17 protein-coding genes and 1 pseudogene are annotated in these 15,741 nt (G+C 63.7%); 9 read left to right on the top strand and 9 right to left on the bottom strand.

Annotation, left to right across the window (positions count from 1 at the left end; all coding sequences use genetic code 11):
- Nucleotides 1-7: 7 nt before the first annotated feature.
- Nucleotides 8-577, bottom strand: coding sequence for a hypothetical protein (locus tag BSG09_RS05800; RefSeq protein WP_092931082.1), 570 nt, complete (start codon nt 575-577; stop codon nt 8-10).
- A gap of 125 nt (nt 578-702) precedes the next feature.
- Between BSG09_RS05800 and nucS the strand changes: the two genes are divergently transcribed.
- Nucleotides 703-1,446: an endonuclease NucS gene (gene nucS / locus BSG09_RS05795; protein WP_092931081.1), complete on the top strand. Its 744-nt coding sequence runs from the start codon at nt 703-705 to the stop codon at nt 1,444-1,446.
- A gap of 17 nt (nt 1,447-1,463) precedes the next feature.
- On the opposite strand, the gene BSG09_RS05790 is transcribed toward nucS, so the two are convergent.
- From BSG09_RS05790 to gvpA, 6 genes are all read right to left on the bottom strand, one after another.
- Complete coding sequence (locus BSG09_RS05790) at nt 1,464-1,919, bottom strand: YbhB/YbcL family Raf kinase inhibitor-like protein (RefSeq protein ID WP_092931079.1); 456 nt, start codon at nt 1,917-1,919, stop codon at nt 1,464-1,466.
- A gap of 124 nt (nt 1,920-2,043) precedes the next feature.
- Nucleotides 2,044-2,187, bottom strand: coding sequence for a hypothetical protein (locus BSG09_RS20685; RefSeq protein ID WP_175542149.1), 144 nt, complete (start codon nt 2,185-2,187; stop codon nt 2,044-2,046).
- A 113-nt stretch (nt 2,188-2,300) separates the two neighbouring features.
- Entirely contained in the window at nt 2,301-5,021 is a 2,721-nt protein-coding gene (gene mutS / locus BSG09_RS05785) for a DNA mismatch repair protein MutS (protein WP_092931077.1), read from the bottom strand.
- A gap of 83 nt (nt 5,022-5,104) precedes the next feature.
- Nucleotides 5,105-5,440 (bottom strand): CHY zinc finger protein, encoded by a 336-nt coding sequence (locus tag BSG09_RS05780; RefSeq protein WP_092931075.1) that lies wholly within the window; start codon nt 5,438-5,440, stop codon nt 5,105-5,107.
- 118 nt (nt 5,441-5,558) lie between these two features.
- The gene (gvpO, locus tag BSG09_RS21535; protein ID WP_092931073.1) at nt 5,559-6,095 is read right to left on the bottom strand and encodes a gas vesicle protein GvpO, halophile-type; all 537 of its coding nucleotides are present in this window, start codon (nt 6,093-6,095) and stop codon (nt 5,559-5,561) included.
- Nucleotides 6,096-6,241: 146 nt separating this feature from the next.
- Nucleotides 6,242-6,529 carry a gas vesicle protein GvpA gene (gene gvpA, locus BSG09_RS05770; protein WP_092931071.1) on the bottom strand — a complete coding sequence of 96 codons (288 nt, stop codon included), beginning with the start codon at nt 6,527-6,529 and terminating at the stop codon, nt 6,242-6,244.
- Between the two features lie 391 nt (nt 6,530-6,920).
- Here gvpA and BSG09_RS05765 point away from each other — a divergent pair, with 391 nt between their 5' ends.
- The 8 genes and pseudogenes from BSG09_RS05765 (at nt 6,921) to gvpM (ending at nt 11,354) form a co-directional block, all read left to right on the top strand.
- On the top strand, nt 6,921-7,541 hold the full coding sequence (locus tag BSG09_RS05765; protein WP_092931069.1) for a GvpL/GvpF family gas vesicle protein: 621 nt from the start codon (nt 6,921-6,923) through the stop codon (nt 7,539-7,541).
- Nucleotides 7,542-7,544: 3 nt separating this feature from the next.
- The gene (gene gvpF / locus BSG09_RS05760; RefSeq protein WP_092931067.1) at nt 7,545-7,799 is read left to right on the top strand and encodes a gas vesicle protein GvpF; all 255 of its coding nucleotides are present in this window, start codon (nt 7,545-7,547) and stop codon (nt 7,797-7,799) included.
- Nucleotides 7,799-8,365, top strand: coding sequence for an Hsp20/alpha crystallin family protein (locus tag BSG09_RS05755; RefSeq protein WP_092931065.1), 567 nt, complete (start codon nt 7,799-7,801; stop codon nt 8,363-8,365). The genes gvpF and BSG09_RS05755 overlap by 1 nt, the downstream gene beginning before the upstream one ends.
- Nucleotides 8,362-9,258 (top strand): hypothetical protein, encoded by an 897-nt coding sequence (locus BSG09_RS05750; RefSeq protein WP_092931063.1) that lies wholly within the window; start codon nt 8,362-8,364, stop codon nt 9,256-9,258. The genes BSG09_RS05755 and BSG09_RS05750 overlap by 4 nt, the downstream gene beginning before the upstream one ends.
- 68 nt (nt 9,259-9,326) lie before the next feature.
- Nucleotides 9,327-9,648 (top strand): annotated as a pseudogene (gene gvpJ, locus BSG09_RS05745) (gas vesicle protein GvpJ); the annotation flags it as partial.
- Nucleotides 9,649-9,751: 103 nt separating this feature from the next.
- Complete coding sequence (locus BSG09_RS05740; protein ID WP_092931061.1) at nt 9,752-10,096, top strand: gas vesicle protein K; 345 nt, start codon at nt 9,752-9,754, stop codon at nt 10,094-10,096.
- A 44-nt stretch (nt 10,097-10,140) separates the two neighbouring features.
- Nucleotides 10,141-11,034 carry a gas vesicle protein GvpL gene (gvpL, locus tag BSG09_RS05735; RefSeq protein WP_223174688.1) on the top strand — a complete coding sequence of 298 codons (894 nt, stop codon included), beginning with the start codon at nt 10,141-10,143 and terminating at the stop codon, nt 11,032-11,034.
- The gene (gvpM, locus tag BSG09_RS05730; RefSeq protein ID WP_092931057.1) at nt 11,031-11,354 is read left to right on the top strand and encodes a gas vesicle protein GvpM; all 324 of its coding nucleotides are present in this window, start codon (nt 11,031-11,033) and stop codon (nt 11,352-11,354) included. The genes gvpL and gvpM overlap by 4 nt, the downstream gene beginning before the upstream one ends.
- Nucleotides 11,355-11,487: 133 nt before the next feature.
- Here gvpM and BSG09_RS05725 read toward each other — a convergent pair whose 3' ends face one another.
- Both BSG09_RS05725 and BSG09_RS05720 read right to left on the bottom strand, forming a co-directional pair.
- Nucleotides 11,488-11,703 carry a hypothetical protein gene (locus tag BSG09_RS05725; RefSeq protein WP_092931055.1) on the bottom strand — a complete coding sequence of 72 codons (216 nt, stop codon included), beginning with the start codon at nt 11,701-11,703 and terminating at the stop codon, nt 11,488-11,490.
- A gap of 1,595 nt (nt 11,704-13,298) precedes the next feature.
- Nucleotides 13,299-15,554 carry an NADP-dependent malic enzyme gene (locus BSG09_RS05720; RefSeq protein WP_092931053.1) on the bottom strand — a complete coding sequence of 752 codons (2,256 nt, stop codon included), beginning with the start codon at nt 15,552-15,554 and terminating at the stop codon, nt 13,299-13,301.
- Nucleotides 15,555-15,741: the final 187 nt, after the last annotated feature.

Genomic DNA, 15,741 nt, shown 5'->3' with positions numbered 1-15,741 from the left:
CGCTCGGTTACGACTCGGTGTCAGTGGTCGACTCGTTTGTGTCGCTGGTCGATCCGTTTGATTCGTTCGTTTCGTTTGTCGCCCCCTGTTGGCTGCCGGCTGCCGCCTGTTGTTGCTCGAGCAAGTCTCGTCGCTGGGCGAACTGTTCGTACCGGTCGGAGGAATAGATCGCGTTGATGTCACCGCTTTGTAGCGCACCAATGATGGTCGCAGGGGGTGCATCGATGAGGAAGAAGCCGTACGACGGGGACGATTTTTCGATCGTCACATCGTCGTTAGCGCTGGCCAGGTCCTGGACCGCCGTTCCAGCCTCTTTGGTCAGCTCGCGCTGTTTGTCCTGAAACCGCTGACCGGCCTGTTGCTGCGTGATGCTGCCGTTCTCAATGGATTGTCGGAGGTCTTGCTCGTAGCTCGTCAGTTGCTCTTGATCCGGCATGACAGTCACTGTCAACGGGCCATCGGCACTTCCCGAGTCGCTCTGCGTGATCGACTCGAGTTGTGAACAGCCAGCGAGCGATGCGGCTGTACCGGTGCCGGCAGCTGCGAGAAATCCGCGACGGGTTGGGAGATTCGCCATCGTGTCGTGTGCGGGGTGGGAGGTCAATATACCTTCTGCGTTCGGTCTGGCTCGAGGGTGACGACTCGAGGCGGAATCTACCCGACAGCGGGGGGCTTTTATCCGCCCCGGCACTACGGCTGCCAGTGACGGAGTCAGAGCACGGCCAGCGGACGGAAACGCTTCAGGGACCGACGCCGACGGCCGCCCGCGACGTGATCGCTCGCGGATTCGATCGCGACGCCATCGTGACCGTCTTCGGGCGCTGTACCGTCGATTACGACGGCCGGGCGACGAGCTATCTCGAGGCGGGCGACCGCCACGTCATGTTCAAACCCGACGGCGCGGCGCTGGTCCATACCGACGAGGGCCAGCAACCGGTCAACTGGCAGCCGCCGGGCTGTGACCATGACGTCTCCTGTGAGGACGGCATGCTCGTCCTCGAGAGCCGTCGATCGACGCCGGACGAACGACTCACCGTCCGGTTTCAGGACCTCTTTCAGGTCTCCGCGCTGTCGGGGTCCGACGAGAACGATCTCGCCCTCGTTGGCACCGAAGAAGACCTCCGCCAGCGGATCTTAGAGGACCCAGATCTGCTCGAGCCCGGCTTTACGCCGCTGGCAACCGAGCGCGACACGCCGGCGGGTGCAGTCGACATCTACGGCGAGGATGACGCTGGACGGGCGGTCGTCGTCGAACTGAAGCGTCGGCGGGTCGGTCCCGACGCGGTGAGTCAGCTCCGGCGGTACGTCGACGCCCTCGAGCGGGATCTGCACGCCGAGGCGACGGTTCGCGGGATTCTGGTTGCGCCGTCGGTGACCGATCGCGCGGCGCGGCTGCTCGACGATCACGGCCTCGAATTCGTTGCGCTCGAGCCACCGGCCGAGTGAGTGGTATAATTGGCTCGTCAGGCCGGATACGTCCCTTCGAGGCGCGTTTGCTCGAGGACGTGGCCGTTCATCGATGACCGGAGTTCGTCTGCGCCGGCGTCGGAGCCGAGGTCGAGCGACGCGTCCAACGCGTACAGTTCAAACCGGTAGGTATGTTCTCTGTCCGGCGGGTTCGGGCCGCCGTAGCCGTGCTCGCCGTAGTCGTTCGTTCCCTCAGTCGCCTCGGTCGGGTGCCAGTCCTCGGGAATCGTCGTCGTTGCTGGCGGAACGTTCCAGACGACCCAGTGGTCCCAGATCTTCCCAGCGGGCGCTCTCGCGTCGGGATCGTCGATGATCAGCGCGAGCGCTTCGGCGTCGTCAGGAACGCCGTCGATCTCGAGTGGCGGATTGACGTTGTCGTTCGTATAGCCGTACTCTGCGGGGATCCGGTCCCCATTGTCGAACGCCGGACTCGCGAGTGTCAGGGGTGCCATCTCGATCACCAACTCTCGTGTCGGGCGTTCACCGCCACGACAAAAGAACCTTACAGCCGACTCGAGGGCTGGCTGAGGGGCGATCGAACCAGCGAAGCGGCCCGAACCCGTTCCAGGCAGTCGACTACCGACGAACGGTGAAGATCACGATCCCCAGTATCAGCAACACAATGCCCCACCACCACGATTTTCCCGGGAGATACGCCAGCAGGAGGGTGACGATGCCCGACGTGATGAGCGACCAGCCGATGGTCGTTCGATACGTCATGGGGTGACGTCGTCGCTGGCACGGTTGTGTGTTGTGCTGGATGGTGCCGTCTGCGGTCTACTCGGCGTTCCACGTCGGCGACTTGGATCGATGCGATCGACGGAGCGACCGGCTTACTCCTCGAGCAACTGTTTGAGCCGATCGAGTTCCGTCAGCGCCTCGACGGGCGTGAGGTGGGCGAGATCGAGCGCGCGGAGTTCGGCCGCCACGTCCGCTGGGATGTCGCCACCGTCTGCCGTCGCTGGCGCGGCCGACTCGCCGTCGGCGTCGGCTCTCGGGCGATCGCTCGAGTCGGTGTCGTCAGTCCTCTCGCCAGCGTTGCCGTCCGCTCCGGACTCCGCAGCGGCTGCGTCGGCAACCAGCTCCCGCGCCCGATCGACCACGTCTTCGGGCACGCCGGCTGCGGTCGCAACCTCGACGCCGTACGAGCCCGTCGCCGCGCCGGGCGCGATCTCGTGGTAGAAGACGACCTCACCGCCGTCCTGGTCGACCTCGAAGTGAAGCGTGAAGGCAGCCGCGAGGTCGTCAGCGAGTTCGGTCAGCGGGTGGTGATGCGTCGCAAAGAGTGTCGTCGCGCCGACCGCGTCGTGGAGGTGTTCAGTGATCGCCTGTGCGATTGCCATGCCGTCGGCAGTCGAGGTACCCCGCCCAACCTCGTCGAGGAGGACGAGCGAGCCTTCGTCGGCGTCCCGGAGGATCGTCGCGAGTTCGTCCATCTCGACCATGAACGTCGAGCGGCCGCCGGCGATGTCGTCGCTGGCCCCGACGCGGGTGAAGATCCGGTCGACGGGCGTGAGTCTGGCAGCCTGGGCGGGAACGAAACTCCCGACCTGTGCCAGCAGGACGATCTGGGCCACCTGGCGCATGTACGTCGACTTCCCGGACATGTTGGGGCCGGTGATCACCGCCAGCCGCCGCTCGGGCCGCAGGTTGGCATCGTTGGGGACGAACGATTCCTGGGTTCGCTCGACGACCGGATGGCGACCGCCCTCGATGTCGACCTCGAGGCCGTCTCGTCCCTCGCGCTCGAGGAGGTCGGGCCGGCAGTAGTCGTACTGGGCGGCGACGGTCGCAAGGGAGACGAGCGCGTCCAAATTCGCCAGCGCGTCCGCGAGGGCCTGGACGCGTTCGACTTCGGCGGCGACCTCGCGGCGAACCTCGCAGAACAGTTCGTACTCGCGGTCGTCAGCCCGTTGCTCGGCCCCAACGATCTCGTCTTCGCGCGATTTTAGTTCGGGTGTGACGAACCGCTCGGAGTTTTTCAGGGTCTGACGGCGCTGGTAGTCGTCGGGGACGGCCTCGAGATTGGGGTTCGTCACCTCGATGTAGTAGCCGTGTACCGAGTTGTGACCGACCTTCAGCGAGTCGATGCCGGTTCGCTCACGTTCGCGTGCCTCTAAGTCGTCGATCCACTGTTTGCCGTCGCGGGCAGTTGCGCGCACCTCGTCGAGGTCGTTGTCGTACCCCTCTGCGATGATCCCGCCCTCGGTGATCTCGATCGGTGGCTCGGCGACGATCGCGTCCTCGATCAATTCGCGAACGTCCGAAAGCGGATCAAGGGTCTCGTGGAGTTTCCGCAGCCGTCCGCAGTCGGCGTCCGCGAGCTGGGCACGGATCTCGGGGACGACCGCGAGCGTGTCCCGCAGCGAACGTAGGTCACGGGCGTTGGCCCGCTCGCGGGAGATCCGCCCGATCAGCCGCTCGAGGTCGTAGACCTCCCGCAGGCGCTCGTGAAGCTCTTCGCGCTGCTGGACGGCCGCTTTTAGTTCCGCGACTGCGTCGTGGCGGGCCTCGATTCGTGCGGGCTCGAGCAGCGGCCGGCGAAGCCAATCGCGCAACCGGCGGCCGCCGAGGGCGCTCGCGGTCTCGTCGAGCACGCCGATCAGCGTCGCATCGTCGCGGCCGTGGACGGTTCGGGGTTCAAACAGCTCGAGGCTACGCAGGGCAACAGCGTCGAGTAAGAGATACTCGCGAGGGTCATAGCGGGTGAGTTGCGTGATGTACTCGAGGCGCTGGCCGGCGTCGCCCTCGAAGACGGCATCGACGCGCTCGTCGTCGCCGCGCTCACCCTCGTGTTCGCCGCCGCGGACGTACTCGGCGTAGGAAAGCAACGCGCCGCAAGCACGGATTTCGGCGTCGGTGGCGAGCAAGGCGTCGGGATTTCTGAAGTACGCTGCGAGCTTCGCGCCGACCCGCTCGCGGTCGAACGCACGCGCGTCGAACGGCGTCACCATACAGTCGTCAGGGACGGGCGTGGTCGGCGCATCGGGACCGACGACCGCCTCGGACGGATCAAACCGGCTTAATTCGTCGGCGATCGACTCGCGTGCGGTCGCGCTCGTCGCGTAGAAGTCGCCAGTCGAGACGTCGAGGAAGGCCAGGCCGAGGCGCTCGTTCTCCCGGGCGAGCGCCGCGACGAAGTTGTTGTCGTCGCTCGCGAGCAGTTCGTCTTCGGTGAGCGTCCCCGGGGTGATCACGCGTGTGACTGCCCGCTCGACGACGCCCGAGGTCTCGCCAGGCTCTTCGACCTGATCCGCAACCGCGACCCGATAGCCGGCCTCGAGTAAGTCCTCGATGTACGATTCGGCGTTGTCGATCGGGATGCCGGCCATCGGGTACTCGCCGGTGGAGTCTTCACGGCTGGTCAGGGCAATCTCGAGCAAGCGGGCGGTGCGTTCGGCTGCGCCACAGAAGGTTTCGTAGAAGTCACCCACCTGAAAGAGGACGATCGCGTCGTCGTAGCGGGCACAGAGGTCGTGATACTGTGCCATCATCGGCGTCAGCTCGTCGCGTTTCTCGGCCATCGCGTTGGGCGGGCCAAGCGCCGGATCCATACCCGGAGTCGACCGTCCGACGCGGAAATAGCTTGCTGGATCAACGCGCCGACTCGCGTGCCGTGTCGGCCGACGGCTGGTAACTATTCCGATGCTTCCGTCTCGAAGTATAGCGCCGCGTGGCTCGCACACCCAGGATTGAACGCCGCGTTACATGACGGACACCGATAGTCGGCCGCGAGATAGTCGGGGACGGTCAGCGTGGTGTCGCAGACGCCGCACAAAACGGACGACTCATCGAACCGATCGCGTGGCCACGGCACCGCCTCGTGGTCCGTACGCGCCTCGTGACATCGAAAACAGGGATAGTAGCGCTCACAGCACGCGAATTTGAACGCGACGACGTCGCGGTCGGTGTGGTAGTGGGCACACCGCGTTTCCGGATCGACGTCAACGCCGCGGACGGACGGGTTCGACATGAGGTGTCTGGTCGGTTCGACGGGGTGGCGACTCTTCGTGGTTGCGTTCGGGCAGACCGCTCCCGACGGCGTGGCGTGACTCGAGCGCCCGCGAGCGAACCCGACCGGCGTCGATCCGTTACTCGAACTCGGCGGTGTCGCCGCGCCGGTAGCGGTCGAGCCGGCGGTAGCCGTGGACGGTGGCGTCGGTATCGAGTTCGATCTCGTAGCGACCGATGATGTCCTGGGTGTCGGGGACAGCCCGGCGTTCGACGACCTCGACGACGGCCCGCCAGCCCTCGTCGGTCGGCGAGATCTCGCTGACGCCGTCGAACTCGTGGCCGATGAGCCGGCCGGCAGTCGACTGGACCGTCTCTCGAACCGCGAGGACGCCCGCGATTTCTTCCTCGGCGTCCGCGTCGACTGCCTCGGGATCCGTCGTCTCAGTCGCTGTCATGCTCGCCGTGCCGCGAGATCTGGGTTGTTCGACGTCGCCGCTCTCGGCCTGTTCGTCGGGTTGTTCTTGCGTTTCGGCTGCTTGACCGTCGCTCACTGTTGGATCACTCTCGTCGTGTTGATAGCAGAAGCCATCGTCCTGGGCCGGCCGTGAGCACCGCTCGCCGTCTTCGGTGCGGGCCTTGCACTGCGCCTGTGATTGGGTGTCGGCTTCGGCCATTGGTCTGTGTTCGGTGTACTCTTTGAGTCGCCCGATGCGGTCGTGCTGTCTGTGGGGCAAATCGTCTCGGTGATCTGCGATCGCAGCTCGTCGATGTCGCCGCCATCGCCCGCGGCCTTCGGCGCGAGCACGTCGCCCACGAGTGATTACTCCGTTGCGGACTGCGGCGACGATTCGGGCCGGGGCTCGACCTCGACTTCCTCGAGGTCCTCGAGTTCGCCCTCCGCGGTGGCTTGCTCAATTTTTGCGATCTCCTCCGCGTAGTGCAGGAAGGTGTCGACGGAGGCGACAACGACGCGGGCTTCGATCGTCAGCAGTTCGATCCCGACGACCGAGATGCGCGCCCAGACGTCGATGACGACGCCCTTGTCGAGGACGCGGTCGAGTACCTCCGCGAGACTCGAGGAGTCGGGCCGTCGTTGTGGGTGTGCCATACAATCCAGCGTTGATCGGCAGTTCGTAACACGACTCGGACTGCCACTGCAAGCACGCTGACCCAAACCAGCCGTTTCACCGGCTAACCCCCTCTTTCGTAGTGGACCCGTCTCGAGAGAACACGTCTCAAGACCCAGGGATGAAACTGCAAGCACTACCGTAACCCGCCGGAGCAACGAATCGTCCGCCTGACGATCCGTGGGTGCTCGTTGCGGCGTTCGCACGGAGTACAGTTACCAACACCATGTTCGTTAGGTTCCCTCCCATTGACAGCGGCGACGTGTTTCGATCGCGTGTCTCGTCCCGTGATGATCGACGGAGTCGGCACAGACGACCAGACACGAGTTTGGATGGAAAGTCCGCCGCGTCCGTTCAGCTGGTGATCCACCGATGACCAACCGATACGTCTACGGCATCGTCGACGGTGAGACGATCGAGTTCGAAACCGATGCAGTCGCCGGTGCCGAGTGCGTCTATACGATCTCCCATCGGCGACTCGGTGCCGTCGTCTCCGACATCGACACGACCGACCCCGAGGACACTGACGAGGACGCCCAGCGCCACGACGACGTCCTCCGGGAGATCATGGACTACGACGGCGGGACGACTGTCGTTCCCATGCAGTTCGGCATGGCCTTCGAGGGAGATCGGGAACTGAAAAACGTTCTGCGTGGGGCACGACCGGCGTTCCGACGTGCGATGACCGACATCGAAGGTCGGTTCGAACTCGGCCTCAAACTCGTTCGCGAGGACGACACCGCCGTCGACCGCGAGGCGATCGAAGCGGATATCGAGGATCGCCTCGAGCCAATTGCCGCACAGTCGGTCGAAAACGATCTGTTCAGCGATCGGCTCGTCCTCAATCGCTCGTATCTCGTTGGTCGTGACGAGCGTGAAACGTTCGACGACGCAGTCGCCGACTTCGAGGCCGACCACGACGAACTCATGGTCCGATATACGGGTCCGTTCGCGCCGTACAGTTTCGTCGACGTGAAAATCGGAGCTCAGTAACCCATGTTCGTCCTTGACGACCTTCTGTTCCGGCCGTTCGTCGGTATCATCGACGCGCTCCACACCATCGCGCTCGACGAACTCTACGACGTCGAGGCCCTTGAAGACGACCTCAAGGAAAACCAGTTGTTGTACGAACTCGGCGAGCGCTCCGAGGCGGCATACCAGCGCCGCAAGGCGGAACTCGAGGCGGAACTCGAGACTGCCCGCGACGTCCACGAGCGGCTCGCGAGCGGCCGCGTGGAGGTGAAACGATAATGAGCGACTACCCCCCGACCGACGACCACGACGAATCGAACGACGACCACACAACCGACGATCGGTTCGCCGACGAGACCGATCACTGGCTTGCGAGCCTGCTCTCGGCGCTCGAGTCGCTCGAAAGCGGCGTGACGTCGGCCTCGGGGCGACGGCGTAGCGATCGGGCCGTCTTCGAGTACGACATCTCGATCCGACCGGCCGACGACCTCTCGGTCGACGACTCGCCGCTTGGACGACATCCGGGCGGCGACAGGGATCGATCACGGATGCGACGGATTCGATCGGCGGGCCCCTCGAGCGATCACAACGTGGCGATCCGCGCCGACAACGACGAACTGCTGGTCGTCGCGGATGTCGCCGGTGCCGATCCGGACGACGTCACGGTCGGTTTCGACGATTCGGTCCTCGTCATCGCCGTCGGTGGGGCCGAACTCGATCGGATCGAGGTACCCTGGCGGGAGCCGAACTCCCGAGCGACGATCAAAAACGGGGTGCTCACTGTCCAGGTCAGGCCGGAGACGACAGAGACCGAGGGACCGGGTGTGGGGGAGGACGACAAATGAGTGATGCCGAACCCGCCGCCGATCTCCTCGAAGAGGCGGACGCGGGCCTCGATCGACTCAAGGATACTCTCGGAAATCTCGACAACGTCGACGAACTCGAGGGCGAGACCGTCGAGACGGTGATCGGCGACGTCGACACCCTCGTCCGGGTCGCCGACGAACTCGTCGAGTTGCTCAACGAGCTAGATCTCAGTGAGTTACCGGACGCGGTCGACAAGGAGGAACTTCTGGACGCGATCGACGTCGGCGAGATTCCCGACGCGATCGCGAACGACGACGGTGTATCTGACGTCGTCGAATTCACGAAACTATTCGACGCGATCGACCTGTTGAACGCCTGGAACGCCACGGATCTGACCGATATCTGTCAGGAGAAACGTGAACTCGACGACGCTGTCGACGACCTCGCGGACGGCAACGACGCCGGAATGATCGAAGACACGGTGTCGGATCTCGCTGACGACGATGACGGGCAGTTAGTCGGTGACGACGAGGCTCTCATCGAGACGGACATGGACGCGGTGTCCGCGACGAAGGCGGCGCTCGGCGATATCGACGTCGCCGAGGACCCGGAAGCCTATCAGGTCGCCATCCAGCAGCAGGCGATGGCCGGCATCGACGCCTTCCGGACGGCGCTCCTCGAGACGCACGAGCGATTCGAGCGACTCTACGAGTTCAACCGCGAGAAAATGCGCCGGCAGGATACGAGCACGGACTCGCGGAATCCGACAGCGTCGTCGACGATCCCGACCGACCGGCGGGATCTCGGCGGCGGGGCCCGCTATTCGACGGTGCCACAGGACGTGAAGCTCTCGACGGCACCCTCCCGAAAACGGATCTACGGCCGTCGGTTCGAACTCGAGCGGGAACGCCGGAGACACACCCATGACTGACCCACCAACGCGACGACTGAACGGCTGTGCGGGGCGTCCGACCAACTTGCGGCCCACCCTCACCGGCGGTGATCACGGTGGTCGATGACTTCCAGCCCAGCCGCCAGAAGGCCGATCTCGCCGAAGTCGTCGAGATGCTGCTCGACAAGGGAATTGTCATCAATGCCGATATCGCGGTCTCGATCGGCGACACGCAACTGCTTGGCGTCCAAGTGAGAGCCGCGATCGCCTCCTTCGAGACCGCGGCGAAGTACGGCCTTGAGTTCCCTGAAGGAACGGATATGCGCCGCGTCGCCGAGGCAGCCGGTACTCCCGAACTCGCCGAGATGGACCGGCCAAATCCGGTGATCGACCCAACTCGAAGCGTCAACGTCACTGCCGCAGAAGAGTCGGCTGAGTCCTCGAGCGAGGAGGACACGGAATCGGCCACCACGGAATCCGAGACCGACAGGGCTGCTCCAGACGCGGCGGCGGAATCGGAGGGGGACGACACGTGACGGCGATCGACGTCGGCGACGGTGAGGATGCCAGAGACGGACTGATGACGCTGGTCATCACCGTCGTCGAAATTCTGATCGACGCACTCGAGCGCGAGGCGGTCCGCCGCATGGAGTCGGGAACCCTCTCGGACGCGGAGATCGAACGCCTCGGCTCCCAACTCGCGACGATCGAGGCCGAGATCGACCAGCTCAAAGCCGACGAGGGGATCGAAGACGGCGTCGACGACCTTCGGGGCGATCTAGACGGGCTGGTTTCTGACGCGATCGAACAGCTCCACGGCGAGCCGCCGACCGTTCAGCAGCCCGGCTACTCCGTGTTCGGAGGTGAGGGTGAGTGAGCCACGATCGCACTGATGAGCGCGGCTCCGACGAGCACCTCGAGGTGCTCGACGATCAGCTGGCCGACGAGCATACCGAGCTGCCGGCTATCGAGACGGGGCGCTACCTGTACTGTCTCGTCCAGGCCGACGCAGACGCTGCGCTCGAGACGACTGGCATTGACGGCGAACCTGTCTCGATCATTGTCGAGGACGGCATCGGAGCAGTCGCCCACGACTGCGATGGCATCTACGACTCGGCGAATCTCGCACAGATCCGGCGGTGGCTGGTTCGCCACCAGACAGTCGTCGACGAGGCGGGGCAGGCCTTCGGAACACCGGTCCCGTTCCAGTTCGACACGATTCTCCGGGGTGGCGACGCCGCCGTCCGCGAGTGGCTCCGCGAGGAGTCCGCGACCCTCGAGCGTGCACTCGCCGAACTGGCAGGCCACTGGGAGTATCGCGTCGCGGTCGTCGAAGTCGAGCCGATCGATGACGAGGCGCTGGTCGAACGCGACGAGCGACTGCAGGCCCTCGACGACCGGATCGGCGACGCCGAGGAGGGGACGGCGTTCCTGCTCGAGAAGCAGTTCGACCAGCGGCTGGCGGAACGCCGTGCGGCACGACGGGAGTCACTGACCGCCGACCTCGAGGAGCGACTGGCCGCTGAGGCGCGGGAAGTCCACACCCTCGAGCGCTCGCCGAGCGCGTCACTGGCTGACGACGTCGCCAGCGACGATTCGGGCTCGAATGACGGTGAGACTCTCTGTCGGCTCACGCTGTTGGCCCACGAGGACGACGAGGATGCGATCGGCTCGATCCTCGACGACGTGGCCGCAAACGACGGTCTCGAAGTCCGGTTCACGGGGCCATGGCCGCCGTACACGTTCGCGCCGGAACTGGGCGGTGACGGCGACAAAAACGCAGCCGCCACTGACCGCCCGAACTCACAGCCATGAGACCGCGAAAAGACGACGAAGCGTTCGTTGACGTACTCGACGTTCTACTCAGAGATGGCGCAGTCCTCCGTGCCGACGTGATCGTCTCCGTCGCGGAGATTCCGCTGGTTGGAATTAAACTCACAGCGGCGATTGCCGGCATGGAGACGATGACCGACTATGGCCTCTTCGAGAAGTGGGATGCCAGTCGCCGGAACGCGGCCGTCAGCCGCCGCCAGTGTGCCCGATCCAAACCTGATCGGGACCGTCCCACGTTTGACGAACTCGATGTCGGTAGCTCGCACAAAGGTACCGACGAGAGGGACAACGTGACGCAGTAATCGCGCAGACTCGAGAAGACGGACTGCAGACGAGAGCCGAACGGGTGAGAGGCGAGGGGCATCGGCTGCACTGATGGCCGGCCAGCCCGCCCCATTGACGTGTCTTCCTGTGCCCCCGGATGGGGGCCACCAGTCAGGCGTACTTCGGCCGTTCCGTCGTGTGCTCGACGTCGCCGGTGACGCTCTCCTCGTCGCTGTCCTCGTCGTAGACGTACTGACCGGTCGCACCACAGAGGGTACACTCGTAGGTCTCAGAGATTTCGTTGATCATCTCGCCGTCCTCGAAGTAGACCCGGCTCTGGGTGATCTGCAGAAACTGGGCGGTCTCGCAGTTAGTGCAGGTGATCATATCCGTTCGATAGCCACTACTGGTTGTAGTTATCCGGCTTGTAACCGAACGGGACACGAGACTATAGGGTTCTTACCCGGGTCGCAGTTGTCGACGCGGATTCGGACAGCCCCGTCCGGCATTAGGGGTCGCTCGAGCCGGATTGAACGCGAGTAATACCATCATAATCGCAAGCCAGCAGCGGGTTTCGTGTCGACGATTCGCGAATGGATTACGCTCTCGAAAAACTGTCTTTCGAGACGAAACAAGAGCGTTACACTCCCGATGAGTCATACGGTCTGCTGTACCGAGCTATCGGTGGGTCCGCAGGGCGGGTCGCGCCGCGAGGCCGTGCGCTCGCTCTAACTCGGTCGTCATTGGCGTACTGCCGGTCTGCGGACACATCGGACTGGCGCAGTATTCTTCTGGAGGCGTCGCAAGCAAGCAGTCGCTGTTCGTTCGAGATCGTCTTGTGACGACGTGGGGGACTCGAGTTGTTCGAGTCGAATCCACCGTCGGGCAGTAGCAAGACGCTATACGCCGTTATACGCTGCCTGCGTGTGGTTTGGGGTCACTACGCCGTACCAAGCGGCTGCATAACTATTGGTGAATCACCCATCGACAGACGTGCGGGGTTGCAAACCCCCGCCGGGTACACGCTCGGCTCAAGCGACGCGCTGCCAGCCGATTGCGTGCGTTCGTGCCCGGATCGCTCGGACGTGGACTCGCCCCCGCTTCGAGTACGCTCATGTCTCTCACGCCCAGGGCGGCTCCCCCGCTCCGCCCGGGGTTCCCCGATACACGACTCGGTGAGTGCCAACGCACAACCGAAAGCGCGACAGGTTGGGGCAAGCCGACGGTGGCTGTGTCCTGTGCCATCGAGTGACTCATATTCGACACTGCTGTCCGGTACTTACGATCGGCTCCCATCCTCGAGACGTGTCGGACAGTCCCACCTCTGAAATAAATAATAGCTGATATATGTAGCAAACTACTAGATGATGAATACGTTCTCTCGTCGAAATCGTGCGGGACTGGTAATTAGCCCCCTTCACACCGAAATCATCACAGACGCAACTGTCTAGGCCCGCATAAATCAACGAATGAACGGTTGAAACCCCTTTCAGAACCGGAACTCAGCACGCTGCTAGACGAATCACGATCGCCGGATAAACATGACGTAATCTGCCGGGAGTGGGAAAGAGCGATTCCGGTGAAAACAGCAATCTAGCCGCCTTTAAGCCGTTTGAATCTCGACTTCCGTGCTGCTGGTGTCGGAAGCGTAATGACGATGTTCTAGACAATATGCGTTCCTTCTTCTCAGTATTCTATTTATTATTGAAAGCAAACAGCTATGATGGCTCGCGTAGCGGCGGACGTCCACACCGCGGTTTAGCTCTATCGTTTCCACCACCACAACTGTCGGGTTCCTGCTGGTGTGATGCTCGGATATACCCGCTAGAATTACATTCCTATTCGTGTAATTGACCGCTGCCTTCCGAATCGACGACACGACTCTGGGACGGGATGTCGGGTGATACCGACGATAGGGTCGTCGACGGTGGCTGGTCGCGTCGACGAGCGAGGCTTTTGACCTGACAGGGCGCGATCGGCGGTCAGGAACTGTCGCTCTGAGCGTCGACCGTCGCGACAGCCGCGAGGTTCACGATGTCTTTGACCTCGTCGCCACGCTGGAGCACGTGAACCGGCTTGTCCATCCCAACGAGCATTGGGCCGGTCGCTTCGGCCCCACCCAGCCGCTGGAGCAGCTTGTAGCCGATGTTCCCTGCCTCGAGGTTCGGGAAGACCAGCACGTTCGCGGGCTTTTCCAACTCGGAGAACTCGTAGGTCCCGGTCAGCATCTCTTCGAGGACGGCGGTATCGGCCTGCATTTCGCCATCGACAGGGAACTCGATCGTGGGATCCTCGCGTAGCTGGCGGGCGGCTTCACGGGGCTTGCGGGTCCCCTCGTTGTCGACGCTGCCGAAATCGGAATACGAGAGCAACGCTGCGCGTGGCTCGACGTCGAACCGCCGAGCCAGCTCGGCCGTGTGGCGGGTGACTTCCTCGAGGACGTCTTCGTCGGGGGCCTGATTAACCGTCGCGTCGGCGACGAAGACCACACGATTCTTGAACGTCAGCATGTAGACGCCGGCCGCGTAGTCGGCGTCGGCGGCTGTGCCGATTACCTGCAGCGGCGGGCGCAGCGCCGACGGATAGTGGTTCGTCAGCCCCGTCAACATCGCGTCGACGTCGCCACGATCGACCATGACGCTCCCGAAATAGTTGGTATCGTCGCGGATCATCGACGTGGCCTCGCGGCGGGTGATGCCGTTTCGCTTCCGGCGCTCGTAGAGATGGTCGGCGTAGGCTGCGTACGAACCGCTCGTTGGATCGACCACGTCGGGCTCGAACTCGAGACCGAGAGTTGCGACCGTCTCGCGAATTTCGTTCTCGTCACCGATCAAGACCGGCTGTGCGATTCCGCGGTCAACCATCTGGGAGGCCGCGCGGATGATCGTCTCGTTCGTTCCCTCCGCCAGCGCGATTCGTTTCGGATCGGATTTGGCCTTGTTGAGGACGACGCGCATCATCTCGCGGGATTTCCCGAGTCGAGCCTCGAGGCGCTCGACGTACCGGTCGGTGTCGAGATCGATGCGGGCTGCGCCTGACTCGATCGCCGCGCGGGCAACCGCGGGAGCGACTTCGAAGAGGACGCGCGCGTCGAGTGGTTTCGGGATGATATACTTCGGGCCGAACTGCAGCGGTTCGTCGCCGTAGGCTTTGACGACCGCGTCGGGGACGTCCTGTTTCGCGAGGTCGGCCAGCGCCCTCGCTGCTGCGACCTTCATCGCCTCGTTGATTTCGGTAGCGCGGACGTCGAGCGCACCGCGGAAGATGAACGGAAAGCCCAGCACGTTGTTGACCTGATTGGGGTAGTCAGAGCGCCCGGTTGCCATGATGACGGTGTCGTCGCGGGCCGCTTTGGCTTCCTCGTAGCCGATCTCCGGGTCGGGGTTGGCCATCGCGAAGATGATCGGGTCGTCGGCCATCGATCGCACCATCTCCTGGCTGACGATACCACCAGCTGAGAGGCCGACGAAGACATCCGCGTCGACCATTGCGTCTGCCAGCTCCCCGTCGGGGAGGTCCTGTGCGAACTCCCGGTTGTACGGGTTGAGATCGCCGGCTTCGGCCCGCTCGGTCGTCAGGATCCCGTCGATGTCGCACATCGTGATGTTCTCCCGTTTGACGCCCAGCGAGACGTAGAATCGCGCCGTCGCGACCGCGGCTGCACCCGCACCCGCGAACGTCACCTCGAGGTCCGCGAGGTCTTTCGCCGAGATTTCGACGGCGTTGAGCAAGGCGGCCCCGCTGATGATGGCGGTGCCGTGTTGGTCGTCGTGGAAGACAGGGATCGACAGGCGCTCGCGGAGCCGTTCCTCGATGGCGAAACACTCGGGCGCTGCGATGTCCTCGAGATTGATGCCGCCGAATGTCGGCTCCATTGCGGCGACCGACTCGACGAACGCGTCGGTGTCGTCGTGGGCGAGTTCGATGTCGAAGACGTCGATGTCGGCGAAGCGCTTGAACAGAACGCCCTTGCCTTCCATGACCGGCTTCGACGCCTGTGCGCCGATGTCGCCGAGCCCAAGGACGGCCGACCCGTTCGAAATGACACCGACGAGGTTCCCTTTCGTCGTGTACTGGTAGGCGGAAGTCTCGTCGTCGTGGATCTCGAGACACGGGGCAGCGACGCCCGGCGAATACGCAAGCGAGAGGTCACGCTGCGTGTTCGTCGGCTTCGTCGTCGCGATTTCGATCTTGCCCGGTGGGTCGCCCCCATGGTACTCGAGCGCGTCTTCATCCATTGGTATGTCCGTGTGTCTCCACTGCACCGACAAAAGTGTACGGTTGTGGTCGAATTTCCTGCCAACCGAAAACATGCGTCAGCAAACTCTCCGATACCGTCGGTAACTCCCTGTGACTGGACCGGCGCTTGTCGCATGTCCCACCGTTCGATCGGTCCGTTGACCAGCGCCCGTTCTTCGGCCTCGC

This window comes from Natrinema hispanicum, assembly GCF_900111485.1.
GTDB classification, from domain to species: Archaea; Halobacteriota; Halobacteria; order Halobacteriales; family Natrialbaceae; genus Natrinema; species Natrinema hispanicum_A.
The sequence above is the reverse complement of the archived record's forward strand: the minus strand, read 5'-3'. Positions and strand labels throughout refer to the sequence as shown.